Origin of the sequence: Arthrobacter sp. NPDC056727, assembly GCF_042790555.1 — a bacterium.
Taxonomy (GTDB): domain Bacteria; phylum Actinomycetota; class Actinomycetes; order Actinomycetales; family Micrococcaceae; genus Arthrobacter.
The window spans coordinates 1-14,302 of sequence record NZ_JBHTZA010000025.1 but is presented as its reverse complement, the minus strand read 5'-3'; the positions used below and the strand labels follow the sequence as shown (position 1 = coordinate 14,302).

General features: G+C 67.0%; 17 protein-coding genes. 7 read left to right on the top strand and 10 right to left on the bottom strand.

The features are described from left to right. Positions 1-65: 65 nt before the first annotated feature. The 3 genes from ACFRAH_RS20010 to sigE form a co-directional block, all read right to left on the bottom strand. On the bottom strand, positions 66-461 hold the full coding sequence (locus tag ACFRAH_RS20010; protein WP_377992659.1) for a twin-arginine translocase TatA/TatE family subunit: 396 nt from the start codon (positions 459-461) through the stop codon (positions 66-68). A 90-nt stretch (positions 462-551) separates the two neighbouring features. Then, positions 552-1,496: an anti-sigma factor gene (locus ACFRAH_RS20005; RefSeq protein ID WP_377992658.1), complete on the bottom strand. Its 945-nt coding sequence runs from the start codon at positions 1,494-1,496 to the stop codon at positions 552-554. Positions 1,497-1,504: 8 nt separating this feature from the next. Beyond that, positions 1,505-2,122, bottom strand: coding sequence for an RNA polymerase sigma factor SigE (gene sigE, locus ACFRAH_RS20000; protein WP_377992657.1), 618 nt, complete (start codon positions 2,120-2,122; stop codon positions 1,505-1,507). A gap of 262 nt (positions 2,123-2,384) precedes the next feature. Here sigE and ACFRAH_RS19995 point away from each other — a divergent pair, with 262 nt between their 5' ends. After that, entirely contained in the window at positions 2,385-3,017 is a 633-nt protein-coding gene (locus ACFRAH_RS19995) for an O-methyltransferase (protein ID WP_377992656.1), read from the top strand. An 88-nt stretch (positions 3,018-3,105) separates the two neighbouring features. On the opposite strand, the gene ACFRAH_RS19990 is transcribed toward ACFRAH_RS19995, so the two are convergent. The 4 genes from ACFRAH_RS19990 to ACFRAH_RS19975 all read right to left on the bottom strand — a co-directional run bounded on the left by ACFRAH_RS19990 (position 3,106) and on the right by ACFRAH_RS19975 (position 6,072). Then, positions 3,106-3,273: a DUF3117 domain-containing protein gene (locus ACFRAH_RS19990; protein ID WP_009357720.1), complete on the bottom strand. Its 168-nt coding sequence runs from the start codon at positions 3,271-3,273 to the stop codon at positions 3,106-3,108. A 245-nt stretch (positions 3,274-3,518) separates the two neighbouring features. After that, positions 3,519-4,853: a hypothetical protein gene (locus ACFRAH_RS19985; RefSeq protein WP_377992655.1), complete on the bottom strand. Its 1,335-nt coding sequence runs from the start codon at positions 4,851-4,853 to the stop codon at positions 3,519-3,521. After that, positions 4,850-5,218 (bottom strand): DivIVA domain-containing protein, encoded by a 369-nt coding sequence (locus ACFRAH_RS19980; RefSeq protein WP_377992654.1) that lies wholly within the window; start codon positions 5,216-5,218, stop codon positions 4,850-4,852. The genes ACFRAH_RS19985 and ACFRAH_RS19980 overlap by 4 nt, the downstream gene beginning before the upstream one ends. 68 nt (positions 5,219-5,286) lie before the next feature. After that, entirely contained in the window at positions 5,287-6,072 is a 786-nt protein-coding gene (locus ACFRAH_RS19975; RefSeq protein ID WP_377992653.1) for a TIGR00730 family Rossman fold protein, read from the bottom strand. 105 nt (positions 6,073-6,177) lie between these two features. On the opposite strand from ACFRAH_RS19975, the gene ACFRAH_RS19970 reads away from it, so the two are divergent. The 4 genes from ACFRAH_RS19970 (at position 6,178) to ACFRAH_RS19955 (ending at position 9,491) form a co-directional block, all read left to right on the top strand. After that, the gene (locus ACFRAH_RS19970) at positions 6,178-6,933 is read left to right on the top strand and encodes an amino acid ABC transporter ATP-binding protein (protein ID WP_377992652.1); all 756 of its coding nucleotides are present in this window, start codon (positions 6,178-6,180) and stop codon (positions 6,931-6,933) included. Positions 6,934-7,017: 84 nt separating this feature from the next. Beyond that, on the top strand, positions 7,018-7,905 hold the full coding sequence (locus tag ACFRAH_RS19965; protein ID WP_377992651.1) for a glutamate ABC transporter substrate-binding protein: 888 nt from the start codon (positions 7,018-7,020) through the stop codon (positions 7,903-7,905). A 99-nt stretch (positions 7,906-8,004) separates the two neighbouring features. Further along, positions 8,005-8,655: an amino acid ABC transporter permease gene (locus ACFRAH_RS19960; RefSeq protein ID WP_377992650.1), complete on the top strand. Its 651-nt coding sequence runs from the start codon at positions 8,005-8,007 to the stop codon at positions 8,653-8,655. Further along, complete coding sequence (locus tag ACFRAH_RS19955; protein WP_377992649.1) at positions 8,652-9,491, top strand: amino acid ABC transporter permease; 840 nt, start codon at positions 8,652-8,654, stop codon at positions 9,489-9,491. The genes ACFRAH_RS19960 and ACFRAH_RS19955 overlap by 4 nt, the downstream gene beginning before the upstream one ends. An 89-nt stretch (positions 9,492-9,580) precedes the next feature. Here ACFRAH_RS19955 and dapE read toward each other — a convergent pair whose 3' ends face one another. Continuing rightward, positions 9,581-10,705 (bottom strand): succinyl-diaminopimelate desuccinylase, encoded by a 1,125-nt coding sequence (dapE, locus tag ACFRAH_RS19950; protein ID WP_377992648.1) that lies wholly within the window; start codon positions 10,703-10,705, stop codon positions 9,581-9,583. A gap of 149 nt (positions 10,706-10,854) precedes the next feature. Between dapE and dapD the strand changes: the two genes are divergently transcribed. Together dapD and ACFRAH_RS19940 are read left to right on the top strand one after the other, a co-directional pair. Next, positions 10,855-11,883, top strand: a complete 1,029-nt coding sequence (gene dapD / locus ACFRAH_RS19945) for a 2,3,4,5-tetrahydropyridine-2,6-dicarboxylate N-succinyltransferase (RefSeq protein WP_377992647.1) — start codon at positions 10,855-10,857, stop codon at positions 11,881-11,883. A 72-nt stretch (positions 11,884-11,955) separates the two neighbouring features. Next, positions 11,956-12,807 (top strand): hypothetical protein, encoded by an 852-nt coding sequence (locus tag ACFRAH_RS19940; protein WP_377992646.1) that lies wholly within the window; start codon positions 11,956-11,958, stop codon positions 12,805-12,807. Positions 12,808-12,846: 39 nt separating this feature from the next. Here ACFRAH_RS19940 and ACFRAH_RS19935 read toward each other — a convergent pair whose 3' ends face one another. Further along, on the bottom strand, positions 12,847-13,458 hold the full coding sequence (locus ACFRAH_RS19935) for a hypothetical protein (RefSeq protein ID WP_377992645.1): 612 nt from the start codon (positions 13,456-13,458) through the stop codon (positions 12,847-12,849). An 88-nt stretch (positions 13,459-13,546) separates the two neighbouring features. Next, positions 13,547-14,185: a TetR/AcrR family transcriptional regulator gene (locus tag ACFRAH_RS19930; protein WP_377992644.1), complete on the bottom strand. Its 639-nt coding sequence runs from the start codon at positions 14,183-14,185 to the stop codon at positions 13,547-13,549. Between the last annotated feature and the right edge of the window lie 117 nt (positions 14,186-14,302).

Sequence of the window (14,302 nt, the reverse complement as noted above, 5' to 3'; positions counted from 1 at the left end):
CGGGCCGGGGCCGACGCCGGCGAGGGACCCGGCCTGAGATTGCGAAGGCTGGGAGCCGGTGGGGACTACGTCGCCTCGGAATCGAACGGGGCCGCTTCGCCGTAGGGCAGCTGCTCGATGATGCGTTCCGGCCGTTCCTCGGAGTGGGAGGCGGCGGCCGCGGCTGCGGCTACCGCCGCGGGACCGCCGGCGCTGACCGGCTTGGAGTCGTCCTCGAGGAGCGCTTCCTTGATGATGCGCCGCGGGTCGTACTGACGGGGATCGTACTTCTTCCAGTCGACTTCATCGATGTCGATGCCGACTTCTTCCTTGATCTGTTCCCGCGCGCCGGAGGCCATCCGCCGCACTTCGCGGACCAGGTTCGCCAGTTTCTGGGTGTATTCGGGCAGCCTCTGGGGGCCGATCACCAGAATGCCGATGAGCAGCAGAAGGATAAACTCCGGGCCGTTGATTCCAAACACGTTAGGAAGATTACCCTTTCCCGGGAGGCAGTGACGATTTCGACCCGGCCAGCGCCCCGGTGGGGCATGCTGCAGGGACCCGGAACCGTCTCAAAGCCCCAACTGGCGGGCCATTTTGCGCAGGCCGCGCTCGACCCTGTCCACGACGCCTTCCTGCGCCGGCCCTTGGGCGTCTGCCGTGCCTGCGGCCGCGTCCGTCCCGGCCGCGAGGCCCGGGCCCGCCGCGCCGGCTGGCCCTGCGAGCATCGCCACGGCGTCGTCGGCCGCGGTGGCGGGCAGGTCCGACACGTAGGTGAAGGTGCTCCGCGCTGTCTGGTAGATCGCACTCCACGGTGACCCCGCCTTGACCCAGACCCGGCTGTCCGCCGTCGTTCCGGGCATGTCAGCGGCAACATAGCCGTCGGCTCCCGCCGGGTGGCCCGTCAGCGGGTTGAGCGGCCACGGAGCCGCCAGCGACTCCTGGTGCTGTTCCAGAATCCGTGCCGTGTGCTGCCCGTCCGTGAGGCGCAGTTCAACCGTGGGCTGCCCCGCCAGGACCGTTGTGCTGGCGGATACCAGGCGGAAGCCCATCGCGCGCAGTTCAGGGCAGGTCCAGCCGGAGGACCGCAGCGCGGCAAGGCGGCTGTCTGTTCCCGGTGAGTGCCCGGACTGGCCATAGAGCGAGGCGGTGCCGGCGGCGTACTGCCTGGGCTCACCGGCCACGGTGTACGCTCCGACGGCGACAGCCCCGGCCGCCACCACGGCTACCCCGCCGGCCAGTCCTGCCAGCATTACCCGGCTGGGCCGGGAAACGGGGGCAGGCGCCATGGCCAAATGCTGGGTACGGAGCAGGAGCCGCGCCGTCAGTTCGTCACTGGCTGCCGGGACCGCGGCAGTACGGAGCCGCTCGATGTACTGGCGTTGCCGGTGCAGGGCGGCGGCACACTCGGCGCACACGCGGATATGCTCCGTCGTCTGCGGGTGCCGTCCGCCCGCAAGCGGCGGGATCCCTGCGTTCTTCCTGAGCCCCTCCAGCAAGCGATGTAGCTGACGCATGTCGCCGATCAGAGAACGCCGGCGATGCGGGGCATCTTCAGCCGCGGCTTGCGTGCCTGCTGCGGGCGCGGATCCCGGTGGGCAAGCTTTTCGCGGAGCATCGTCCGGCCGCGGTGGATGCGTGAGCGCACGGTGCCCAGCTTCACGCCGAGGGCCTCGGCGACTTCGTCATACGACAGTCCCTCAAGGTCGCACAGGACGACGGCGGCACGGAAGTCCGGCGGGAGTTCCTCGAGGGCGGCCTGGACATCGAGGTCCAGGTTGTTCAGTTCGAAGCTTTGCTCGGGGCCGGGCTCCCGGCCGGGCAGCCGCGACTCGGCGTCCTCGGCCAGGGCGTCAAAGCGGATCCGGCTCTTGCGCCGCGCCTGGTCCAGGAAGAGGTTGGTGGTGATCCGGTGCAGCCAGCCGTCCAGGGTTCCCGGTTTGAAGTTCTCCAGGGAACGGAAGACGCGGACAAACACCTCCTGGGTGAGGTCCTCGGCGTCGTACTTGTTGCCGGTAAGCCGGTAGGCGAGCCGGTACACCTTGGCGGAGTGGTTGGTGACCACTTCTTCCCACGTGGGCACGGCCCACTCGGCGGCTTGCTCTTCAGTTGCAGGGACAGGTGCCGCAACGGATGCTGACATCGTCCACTCCCCTCGTGGATGTAATAACGCCTGACGTGCTTTACATCATTGGTTCGGCGCCGGTCACCACTTGGATGAGCGGATTATTATCATGTCAAAGTTGGCTGGGAATTTCCTGACTGCGGGGTTCCTCTCTGCTAAAAGCGCAACTCCAGGACAGTATCCGCCATCACAGGCACCCCCGCTGTCACTTGCCGCTTGGGCGCCGTCCAACCAAGTACGCTGTAATAACATGCCCCCTGCCGCCCAGAAAGCGAAACCCATGAGCGCCGACAAGTCCACGAGCTGGTCCTATGCAGAAGATCTGCCTGCCGAGGATGAGGTCCTGCTGCGCGCCCGGGAGCGTTCGTTCGAGCTGGGCGTGACACCCATCGGCCGTGGCGTTGGCGCCGTGCTGACCGTGCTGGCGGCGGCTTCCAAGGCGCAGACCGCCGTCGAGATCGGCACCGGCGCCGGCGTCTCGGGCGTCTGCCTGCTCCGCGGCCTCGGCCCGCAGGCCGTGCTCACCACCATCGACGTGGACGTCGAGCATCTGAAGGCCGCGCGGGAGGCGTTCCAGGAAGCCGGCAGCCCGGCGAACCGCACCCGCACCATCTCAGGCCGTGCCGGCGATGTCCTGCCGAGGCTCACCGACGCCGCCTACGACCTCGTTTTCATCGACGGCGACAAGCCCAACTTTCCCCGCTATGTGGAACAGGCCGTACGCCTGCTCAAGACCGGCGGCCTGCTGATCGTCAACGACGCGCTGGACAAGGACCGGGTGTCCAACCCCGCGGCCCGCGATGCCACCACCGTGGTGCTGCGCCAGGTGGGCAAGGCCGTGCGCGACGACGAGCGGCTGGCGTCCGCCATGCTCCCCACCGGCGACGGGCTGCTGGTAGCCGTTAAGAGATAGGCCGGACAGAAAGAGGCAGGGCCCGCAGCCTTCCGGCTGCGGGCCCTGCCTTTACTCTTGTCCTGCGCCCCTATTTCGGTGACGCTGGCTATTCGGTGACGCCGACGAGGCATTCCTTGAGGTTGGCCGCCTCTGCTGCATTTAGTTCAACCACGAGCCGGCCGCCGCCTTCGAGCGGCACACGCATGATCAGGCTGCGGCCCTCCTTGGTTACTTCCATAGGGCCGTCGCCGGTGCGTGGTTTCATAGCCGCCATGAGGAAAATCCCCTCCAGTAGTCCAGGACCGAGCAGCCCGGCCGGGCTGAGTCCGCGTGGTCAAAAACAAAGCCGCTCTGGCGGTCCTTTCGGCAGCCGCCATGGCCGAACAATCCGAATGCTTTTTGTCCTTGCTTAGTTCCTATTATCCTGTAATTACCCGCCTGTAGCTAATCGATGGACAATTGTTCACGTGCGGAATCCTGCGCGCTTCTGCGGCCTGAACTGGGAAAACCCCCAGGGCATCAGGGCGGATAGTCCCCGCCGCCAGGCAGTTGCGCCCACGCCCACAGCCAGACCACCCATACGATCTGCAGCAGGACGAACATCGTGACCACAGCGCCGCGGTAGGCCCGCGACCGGGAGACGAGCGCGGCAGCCAAAGCCAGCGGAAACAGCGGAAGCAGCATGCGGAAAGTGCTGGTCTGCGGATGCAGGAACACCACGAGGTATCCCATGTAGCACACGCACCAGAGCCGGAGCTCCGTCCCCAGCCGGCGCACCGGCGGGGACGCCATGAACAGCCCGAACACCGCCACGAAAACGAACGGTGCCACGAGCCCCAGCACGGGCCCGAAGAGCAGGACACCGGTGTCGAACCAGGGTTTGAAGGGCACGAGGTCGTCCCCGCGCCACACGGTTTCGGTCTTGGTGTAGGCAGCGATGTCGCCGGTGGCCGCCCATGCGATGCCGGGCCAGGCGAGGGCGCCTGCGCAGCTGACGGCAGCCAGCCCTGCCAGCGACCACAGCTCGTTCCGGCCGTGGACGCGAAGCCCCCCGGCAGCCGCTCCGCTGAACCCCGGACCCCGGTTCCGTGCCGCAAGCCAGGCCTCCGCGGCGCGGTACAGGAACAGGATCCCGACGGCCGCCGCAAACGGTACGCCCGTGGGCCGGGAGAGGCACATGGCCAGAACCACCGGAATGGCCCACAGGTACTGCCGCCGGACCACCAGCAGCAGCGCACCGGCCAGCAGCAGGAGGTTCAGGGATTCCGCGTAGGGCACCTGCAGCACCGGCGACACGGGAAACGTGGAAAAGAACGCGGTCCCCCACAGGGCCGGCCAGTGGGCTGCCCTGGTGCGGAACAGCAGATAGACCACCAGCGAGGCCGCCAGGCCGGCGAGCATCGCGATCACGATCAGGGCGGCGGCGGGGCCCATCCCCGTGGCAGCAGAAAGCATCCGCCCGAGCGTCGGAAACAGCGGGTAGAAGGCCCAGGTGTTCTCCTGGACGTTGCCGGACGCATCCACCGGCAGTTCGGACGGATACCCGCCGGTCATGACGGACTCGTACCACCGCGCATCCCAGATGTTGATGAAGTTCCAGTAGTCAGGCTTGGCCGGGAACCAGGGGTTGAATCCCTGGTGCAGGGCCGCCGACATGAAGATGCAGGCACTGACCAGCCGGGCGGCCACGAAGACCGCCGCCACCTGGGCCCACCACGGCCAGCGGACCAGGCTGCCGCCGAGCCGGGACGCGGCCGTCCGGAACACCGTGTCCAGCCGTGTCCCGGAATTCCATGACGGGGGCTCGGCGGTTGCAGGCGGCACGGGGCCCGGAGGCGGCATCGGGGAGCTCACGTCCGTTCCCCGGCGGCCGGCTGTCCGGCAGAGGCCCGCAGCTGCCCGCGGAGACTGTCTATCTCGGCGTTCTTGGCGGCCAGCTGGTCGCGCAGGTCGTCCAGCACCTGGTCCACCTGGTCCATCCGGTAGCCCCGCAGCCCCAGCGCAAACCGGACATGGTCGACGTCGGCCGGTGTGGCGTCGTCGGGAAGCAGCACCGGCGGCAGGGACGCCACGGGTTCATCGAACCCGTCGTTGAAGCCGTCCTTGGCGAGCGGCGCACGGGCGCGTTTCCTCCGCAGCATGCCCGCCCCGATGTCAGTGCCGATGAGGGCGGTGGCTCCAATCAGGACGATGGCGAGGAAGACGAGGAAGAAACTCACATCACCAATCGTGCCAGACGCAGCCGCGCCTGCCCCTCTTGCCCGCGCAGCTGCTCCCTGCCCAACTCCTACTCCGGACGCTGGTCGCCGTTGGTGGAGGGTGCCCGGACGTGGCCGTGGAGGACCAGGTTCACGGCTTCCTCCGGGCTGTCCACCACCTGGATGAGGTCCAGGTCCTTTTCCGAAACCATTCCCTCAGCCACCAGGGTCCCCTTGATCCATTCGATCATCGGCCCCCAGAATGCCGCGCCCAGCAGAACGATCGGGAACGAGGTCACCTTTTGCGTCTGGACCAGGACCATGGCCTCGAAGAGCTCGTCCAGGGTGCCGAGGCCGCCCGGTAGGACGATGAAGCCCTGGGCGTACTTCACGAACATGGTCTTGCGGGCGAAGAAGTAGCGGAAGTTAATCCCGAGGTCCACCCACTGGTTCAGGCCCTGCTCGAACGGCAGCTCGATGCCGAGGCCGACGGAGACGCCGTTGCCCTCCACGGCTCCCCTGTTGGCCGCTTCCATCGAGCCCGGCCCGCCGCCGGTGATGACAGCCACCCCCGCTTCAGCCAGTTTCCGTCCCACCTCGACGCCCATGTCATAGAACACGCTGCCGGGCTTGGTGCGCGCGGAGCCGAACACGCTGACGGCCTGGCCCAGGTCGGAGAGCGCACCAAAGCCTTCCACGAACTCGCTCTGGATCCGCATGACCCGCCAGGGATCGGTGTGGATGAAGTGGCCCGGCCCCTTGGTGTCGAGCAGGCGCTGATCCGACATCTCCACCGCGGCCTGCTTGCGGCGTAGCTCTAGGGGCCCTTTGCGGCGGGGCTGTACTGATTTTGACGGATCTGCGTTGATGCTCATCCCCCAAGGCTAACCTGCTGACCTGCAGGTATCTCTTGAATTACGATCGCGGGAAGTTGGGGTGATTCCGGTCATAACCGGGCAATGTTCGCTAGATTCGTTCTTATGACTACTCAACTGCCCGGCGATGCACTCGTCGCTCTGAATGCCGTCAACAAGCATTACGGTCAGCTGCACGTTCTGAAGGACATCAATCTCCAGGTCCGCAAGGGCGAGGTGGTTGTGGTCATCGGCCCGTCAGGTTCGGGAAAGTCCACGCTGTGCCGGGCCATCAACCGGCTTGAAACCATCGACGACGGCGACATCGCCATCGACGGCAAGCGGCTGCCCGAGGAGGGCAAGGAGCTCGCCCGGCTTCGCGCCGACGTCGGCATGGTGTTCCAGTCCTTCAACCTGTTCGCACACAAGACCATCCTGGAAAACGTGACCCTGGGCCCCATCAAGGTCAAGGGCATCTCCAAGGCGGAGGCGGACAAAGAGGCGATGGCCCTGCTTGAGCGCGTGGGCGTGGGCCATCAGGCCCCCAAGCTCCCGGCGCAGCTCTCCGGCGGCCAGCAGCAGCGCGTGGCCATCGCACGTGCCCTCGCCATGAAGCCCAAGGTCATGCTGTTCGACGAGCCCACCTCGGCCCTCGATCCGGAAATGATCAACGAGGTCCTGGACGTCATGATCCAGCTGGCCAAGGAGGGCATGACCATGATCGTGGTGACCCACGAGATGGGCTTCGCCCGCAAGGCCGCCGACCGTGTGGTGTTCATGGCCGACGGACAGATCGTGGAGGACGCCACACCCGAGGAGTTCTTCACCAATCCGAAGAGCAGCCGCGCCAAGGACTTCCTGTCCAAGCTGCTCACGCACTGACAACCGATTCAGCAGCCCCAGCTTCAAGACCACCCGATTTCGCACCCAGGCCGTCACCGGCGGCCGCCCAATGAAAGGAATGTCATGAAGGCATTTTTGACCCGAAGGAAATCCCTTCTGGCAGCAGCATCCGCGGCCATCGCTCTTACACTGAGCGCTTGCGGCGGCGGCGGCACCGGGACCGGCTCCAACCCCACGCCGGTCGAGAAGCCCAGCTTCGCTGCAGGTACCACCATGGAAAAGCTCGCGTCCGCAGGCAAGATCAGCATCGGCACCAAGTTTGACCAGCCCCTGTTCGGCCAGAAGGGCCTGGACGGCAAGCCAGTCGGTTTCGACGTCGAAATCGGCAAGCTGCTCGCCGCCAAGCTGGGCATCGCCGCGGACAAGATTGAATGGGTTGAAACTGTCTCCGCGAACCGCGAACAGTTCATCCAGCAGGGCAAGGTGGACCTGATCGTGGCCACCTACACCATTAACGACAAGCGCAAGAAGGAAGTCGACTTCGCCGGCCCGTACTACGAAGCCGGCCAGGCCCTCATGGTGAACAAGGACAACACGTCCATCACCAAGCCGGAGGACGTCAAGGGCAAGAAGGTCTGCTCCGTGACGGGCTCCACCCCGGCGTCCACCATTGTCGAGAAGTACGGCGCGGTCCTGGTGCCCGCCGCCACCTACTCGGCCTGCCTCGAGCCGCTGCGCAACAAGCAGGTTGAAGCGGTGACCACGGACAACGCGATCCTCGCAGGCTTCGTCAACAAGGAGCCCGACGCCTTCAAGCTGGCATCCGAGGACACCTTCACCAAGGAGCCTTACGGCATCGGCCTGAAGAAGGGCGACACCGAGTTCCGCAACTGGGTCAACGACCAGCTGGAAAGCTTCTCCAAGGACGGCTCCTACAAGAAGGCCTGGGAAGACACGGCAGGCGCGGTCATCAAGAAGGCACCGGAACTTCCGGCCATCGACCGCTACTAAGGCGATCGTGGCGGTTACCGGCGGCTGTGCATCCATAGCCTGCCGGTAGCCGCCGCTTCCGTTTTCCGCACATTCCCCTGAACGCAGCTAAAGGATCCTATGGACGTCATTATTGAAAGCCTCCCCCAGTACTGGGACGGCTTTCTCAGAACCCTGTTCCTGGCCGCCGTTTCCGGCATCATCGCGTTGGTTGTCGGCACCCTGCTGGCCGCCGCCCGGGTTTCCCCCGTGGCCGCCCTCCGCGGGTTCAGCATGTTCTACGTGGAGGTGGTGCGTAACACCCCGCTCACCATCGCGTTCTTTTTCGCGGCGGTGGTGCTCCCCCGGCTGGGCGTGACCTTCCAGCAGTTCGAGGTCGCAGCCATCATCGCCCTGAGCGCCTACACAGCCGCGTTTATCGCCGAGGCGGTCCGCTCGGGCGTCAACAGCGTTCCCGTCGGCCAGGCCGAGGCCGCCCGCAGCATCGGCATGAAGTTCAGCCAGGTCCTGTCGCTGATCATCCTGCCGCAGGCGCTCCGCACCGTTGTCCCGCCCCTGATCAATATCCTCATCGCGCTGGTCAAGAATTCCTCGGTGGCCGGCGCCTTCTACGTGCTGGAGCTCTTTGGCTACGGCAAGCAGCTTGCCAACGACCATGGCGACGCCGTCATGTGGGTCCTCGTCGGTGTTGCCTTCTTCTATCTCCTGATCACCGTGCCACTGGGCTACCTTGCCCACCAGGTCGAACGAAAGGTGGCGATCGCCCGATGAGCTCGGTTCTTTACGATGTCCCCGGCCCCAAGGCCCGCCGCGTCTCGCTGATCGGCTCCGTGATCGGCGTCGTGCTGATCGCTGCGCTGCTGGCCTGGGCACTCATGACCCTGGCCCAGCAGGGCATCTTCCAGGCCCAGCGCTGGGCGATCTTCGGCCAGGCGGATGTCTGGACGCTGATCGCCAACGGCATGGGCGCGACACTGAGCGCGGCGGCCATCGCAGCCGTAATTGCCTTTCCGCTGGGGCTCCTGCTGTGCCTGATGCGCATTTCCGATGTGGCCTGGATCCGGGTTCCCACCAGGATTGTGCTGGAATTCCTGCGCGGCATGCCCGTGGTCCTGATGATGCTGTTCGTGCTGCTGGTCTTCGCCACCAGCTCGTTCATCGCCGTGGTGGCCGGCCTGGTCCTCTACAACGCCGCCATTTTCGCGGAGATCATCCGGGCAGGCATCCAGTCACTCCCCCGCGGCCAGCGCGAGGCGGGCCTGGCAATCGGACTGACCAGCTTCCAGTCGCGGCTGAGCATCGAACTGCCGCAGGCGGTCCGCCGCATGCTGCCGTCCCTCGTGGCGCAGCTGGTGGTCCTGCTGAAGGACACCTCGCTGGGGTACATCGTCGCCTACGGCGAACTGCTGCGCGCGGTGCAGGTGATGGCTGACTTCCTGGGCCCGCAGTTCCTGTTCCCGGTCTTCTTCGTGGCCGCGGCCATCTACATTGCCATCAACCTGGCAGTGTCCCGGCTGGCCATCTGGATTGAGCGGCACGGGTCCAAGAAGGCCGCCGGCGGAGTGGCCAAGGCCCCCACCGCAGGCGTGTCCACCGTCGTGAAATAGACGTGGTGAAGTAGCACGGCAGGCTTTGCCACGAAGGGTCCGCAGCCAATCCGGCTGCGGACCCTTCGTGTTTCAAGTCTGTTCGGTGCTCAGGCCAGCCACGTCTGCAGCGCCCGCAGGCAGGTGCGGATGCCTTCGGCCCCCACGTGCTCGTTGTCCTTGTGCGCCAGGAGCGCATCCCCGGGCCCGAAGTTCACGGCCGGGATGCCCAGCTCACTGAAGCGTGCGACGTCGGTCCAGCCGTATTTGGGTTTGGGCTCGCCGCCCACGGCGGCCACGAAGGACGCGGCGGCAGGGTGGTTCAGTCCGGGGCGCGCGCCGGCGGCGCTGTCTGTGCGCACGACGTCGAACCCGTCCAGCAGCGCGCGCACGTGTTCTTCCGCTTGGTCGGGGGTCTTGTCCGGGGCGAAGCGGTAGTTGATCTCCACGACGCAGCGGTCCGGGATGACGTTGCCCGCGGTGCCGCCATGGATCTTCACCGCGTTCAGGCTTTCGCGGTAATCCAGTCCGTCCACGGACACGGTCTGCGGGCTGTACGCCGCAAGGCGTTCCAGGATGGGCGCCGCCGCGTGGATCGCGTTGCGCCCCATCCAGGCCCGGGCAGAGTGTGCGGCCTCGCCGGAGGTGGTGGCGTGGAAGCGCATGGTGCCGTTGCAGCCGCCCTCCACTATGCCGTCGGTCGGTTCGAGGAGGATGGCGAAGTCGCCGCCAAGGAGCCCGCCGTGGTTCCGCACCAGCCGGCCCAGCCCGCTCTTGACCGCTTCCACCTCCTCATGGTCGTAAAACACAAAGGTGACGTCCTTGCCCGGTTCCGCCCCGCCGTCGAACATTGAGGCCGCCAGTGCAAGCTGGACCGCAACGCCGCCCTTCATGTCGGTGGCGCCGCGGCCGTACAGGACACCGTCGCCGGGAACCCCGGACGGCCAGGTGGACGGCACCGTTCCCAGCGAGCCTTCGGTGACAGGCAGCGGCACGGTGTCCAGGTGGCCGGCCAGGATGACCCGCTCGCTGCGGCCAAGGTTGGTCCGGGCGATGATGGAGTCGCCGTCGCGGACCAGTTCCAGGCCGGGCAGCTGGCGCAGTGCCGACTCGACGGCGTCCGCCAGCCGGCGCTCGTTGCCCGAGACGCTGTCGACGTCGATCAGCGCGGCGGTGAGCAGTGCCACGTCCTGGCGCAGGTCAAGGGTTACGGGGGCTGTTTCGGCAATCACCATCCCACTGTACCCGCGCCCGGCCGGCCGCTTCCGGTCGGCATCCCGGCAACAGCCCGGGCGTTCCCGGCTTCCCGGCAGGCCGTCAGGCCCGGCTCAGATAGGCGGCTACCGGTTTCGGTGCGTCCGCGTCGTCTCGATAGACTTGGCGCATGACTGAAACCGCTTCTTCCGCCGTGCCCGCTGCCCAGACACTGTCCGGCGAATCCCGTTCGGCTTATGGCTTCGGCGTAGCCACCATCGCCACGCGGAACGGCGAAGCCACCGTGCTGGATGCCTGGTTCCCCGCCCCCGCCCTGGGTGTGGCCGCCGAAAGCCTCCGCGCCGTGGAAAACGCCGATGAAACCCTGACGGACATCGCGGCTGCCGGCACCGACGCCGACCGCGGCACCGAGCAGAAGGTTGTGTTCGTCCAGATCAACCTGGATGAGGCCCCGGCCGACACCGCCGACGCCTACCTGCGCCTGCACCTGCTCTCGCACCGCCTGGTCCAGCCCAACAGCATCAACCTGGACGGCATCTTCGGCAAGCTCCCGAACGTCGTCTGGACCAACTTCGGCCCGTGCGCCGTGGACGGCTTCGAACTGACCCGTGCCAAGCTGCGCAAGCGCGGCGCGGTCACGGTGTACGGCGTGGACAAGTTCCCGCGCATGGTGGACTACGTCGTTCCCGCAGGCGTCCGCATCGCCGACGCCGACCGCGTGCGCCTCGGTGCCCACCTCGCCGAGGGCACCACCGTCATGCACGAGGGCTTCGTGAACTTCAACGCCGGCACCCTGGGGACCTCCATGGTTGAAGGCCGCATCTCCGCCGGAGTGGTGGCCGGAGACGGCACCGACGTCGGCGGCGGCGCCTCGATCATGGGCACCCTCTCCGGCGGTGGCAAGGAAAAGGTGTCGCTGGGCCAGCGGGTCCTGCTGGGTGCCAACTCCGGCGTCGGCATCAGCATCGGCGACGACTCCGTGGTGGAGGCCGGGCTGTACGTCACGGCAGGCACCCGCGTCCGCCTTGCCGGCCCCAAGGACGCCGACGGCGAGGACACCAGCAAGATCGTCAAGGCCGTGGAACTGTCCGGCGTGCCGAACCTGCTCTTCCGTCGCAACTCCACCACCGGTGAAGTTGAAGTCCTCCCGCGCAAGGGCCAGACAGTGGAACTCAACGACGCCCTGCACGCCAACTGACCGCACGCGAACCGACCGGACACAGCCGGCACGCCGCCCACGGGCGTGCCGGCAGATTGCTGGAGTAACCACGTGACACGCAGACGCAGGCTGCGCAGGACTCTCATCACCGGCCTCTCCCTCGCCCTGGTGGCCGGCGGCATCTACACCGCGGTCTCTTTGGTGCAGCGCTCCGAGCAGCTGATCACCGAGGAGTGCACCGCCGCCGTCGGCTCGCAGCGCGCCGACCTCGCCACCGACCAGGCCGCGAACGCGGCGCTGATCACGGCTGTCTCAGTGCGCCGCGGGCTCCCTCCGCGGGCAGCCAGCATTGCCCTGGCCACCGCCATGCAGGAATCCAAGCTCCGGAACATCGGCCACGGCGACCTGGCCGGCCCGGACTCCCGGGGGCTCTTCCAGCAGCGCGCGTCGCAGGGCTGGGGCACCCAGGAACAGATCATGGACCCCGTCTACGCCACAAACGCCTTCTACGATGCCCTCGTCAAGGTGCCCGGCTACGCCACGCTGGAAATCACCGACGCCGCCCAGCGGGTCCAGCGCTCCGCGTACCCGGCTGCCTACGCCGAGCACGAAGCGATGGGACGCTCCTTCGCCTCGGCGTTAACGGGTGAGACTCCGGCATCCCTGAACTGCACCCTCCGGTCACCGGACACCGCCGGTGACCCCTCCGCCCTGATCGACGGGCTGGAGGCCGCCTACGGCAGCGTTCCCGCGACGGCCACCGGCCAAACGCTGGAGGTCGACGTCGCCGACAGCTATGCCTGGTCGGTGGCACACTGGGCGGTGGCAAACGCCAAGGAATTCTCGGTGGAACGCGTTGACGTGGACAACAAGCGGTGGGACAGGAAAGCCCGCAACGGCTGGCAGGCTGCGCCTGACGTCGGCGGCGGGGTGTCGATCACGCTGGCCGCCGCGGGCTCCTGAACCTCGACAGCCTAATCCTGGAAAACTTAGCCCGGATTACTAGACGAGGATCTCCACAACCGGCTGCACATAGCTGCGGAACACCTCGGGCTGGGACAGCAGTTCGTGGCTCATGATGATCTTGTCCGGCTCCAGGTACCACGCCCGCTGCTCATCCAGCGGCAGTTCGATAATCGTTAACGCGAAGTCCCGTGAATCCCGGCCCACCTCCAGAAGCCGGTCCTCCACGATGTCCTCGAGCAGGTGCGCGGAGCCTCCGGCCACGCGTTCGGCTTCCAGCTCGGCGTACTCCGCGCGCCGTTCCCGGGCCCAGGTCAGGGCTGCCCCGAAGTGCGCCTGCAGTACCTTGCGCAGCGCCGGCGAGTTGGCGAAGGAGCGGAATCCCGGCGGCGATAGCTCGGGCGACATCTGCGGGTGTGATTTGAGGAGCTGCTGCCACCAGGCCTCCCACTCCGTTTTCAGGGCGCTGATGCCGCCCACTTCGGCCGTGAGATGGGCATGGTCCACGTGGCGGACCTTTGGCGCGGCATGCGACAGCGCCGGGAAACCCGCGCCGTCGAGCCCGGCGACGTCACGTATGTAAAGGGCGATGAGCATGGGCCCCGACGTGTCCATAGTGATCTTCCATCCTGGACCGCCTGTGTGCTGCATGCGCATGCCTCCTTGCATCTTGATGCCCGCCCAGTCTTGCCGGCTACCCGCTCTCCGGCTCCCAGTCTATTCCCCCAGACCGGGGACGTTAATGGCTGGCGCCGACCCTCCTGCGCAGCCCTTCGACATGGGATACGAGCACGTCGCGGCAGATTTCCGGGGACATCCAGCCCGGCTGCAGCAGGGCGTGCATGGTGAGGCCGTCCATAGCGGCCAGGAGGTGCTCGGCCGCCGTCACCAACTGCGGCCCGGCAGCGGCTGCCGAGGCGCCGTCCCCGTGCAGGATCCGGGTGATCACCTGGCCTACGACGGCGGCCACGGCACGGTGGCTCCTGTCCGCCTCGGCGGCCAGGAAGGGCCGGATCCGCGCTGCATTCCTGAAGGCGAGCCAGGCGCACGCGTCCAGGGCACGTTCCTCGTCCAGGGGCAGGAATTCGCCCAGCAGTGTTAATACCGCCCGGTCCTGGTCGGCTTCCCCGGCTGAGGCTTCCACCCCGGTGAGCGCCGCGGTGAGCCGCACCAGGATACGGTCCGAAACGGCGGCGAAGGCGAAGGCCAGCAAGTCGTCGCTGCTGTCGAAGTAGTGCCGGACCGAGCCCACGGCCAGGCCGGCCTCCTCCGCCACCTCGCGCAGGGACGCGCGTTCCAGGCCGTCCGTGGCAATGATCCTGCACACGGCCCCGACGATCTCCTGCCGGCGCTGCACGGCGTCCACGATTTTCGGCACCCTTGTTTTTAGCACGGCCGTGCGGCGAAATGGCGGCGGCGCTCCGGGCCTGATCCCGGCAGGGCCGGCCAGCGGTTAAATGCACGACGGCGGCCGCCCACCGAAAAGGTGGGCGGC

Coding starts and splice junctions, on each gene's coding strand:
- ACFRAH_RS19965 (WP_377992651.1), top strand. CDS start 7,018: ATGAAGGCATTTTTGACCCGAAGGAAATCCCTTCTGGCAGCAGCATCC.
- sigE (WP_377992657.1), bottom strand. CDS start 2,122: ATGTCAGCATCCGTTGCGGCACCTGTCCCTGCAACTGAAGAGCAAGCC.
- ACFRAH_RS19995 (WP_377992656.1), top strand. CDS start 2,385: ATGAGCGCCGACAAGTCCACGAGCTGGTCCTATGCAGAAGATCTGCCT.
- dapE (WP_377992648.1), bottom strand. CDS start 10,705: ATGGTGATTGCCGAAACAGCCCCCGTAACCCTTGACCTGCGCCAGGAC.
- ACFRAH_RS19960 (WP_377992650.1), top strand. CDS start 8,005: ATGGACGTCATTATTGAAAGCCTCCCCCAGTACTGGGACGGCTTTCTC.
- ACFRAH_RS19935 (WP_377992645.1), bottom strand. CDS start 13,458: ATGCAGCACACAGGCGGTCCAGGATGGAAGATCACTATGGACACGTCG.
- ACFRAH_RS19970 (WP_377992652.1), top strand. CDS start 6,178: ATGACTACTCAACTGCCCGGCGATGCACTCGTCGCTCTGAATGCCGTC.
- ACFRAH_RS19990 (WP_009357720.1), bottom strand. CDS start 3,273: ATGGCGGCTATGAAACCACGCACCGGCGACGGCCCTATGGAAGTAACC.
- ACFRAH_RS19975 (WP_377992653.1), bottom strand. CDS start 6,072: ATGAGCATCAACGCAGATCCGTCAAAATCAGTACAGCCCCGCCGCAAA.
- ACFRAH_RS20005 (WP_377992658.1), bottom strand. CDS start 1,496: ATGCGTCAGCTACATCGCTTGCTGGAGGGGCTCAGGAAGAACGCAGGG.
- dapD (WP_377992647.1), top strand. CDS start 10,855: ATGACTGAAACCGCTTCTTCCGCCGTGCCCGCTGCCCAGACACTGTCC.
- ACFRAH_RS19955 (WP_377992649.1), top strand. CDS start 8,652: ATGAGCTCGGTTCTTTACGATGTCCCCGGCCCCAAGGCCCGCCGCGTC.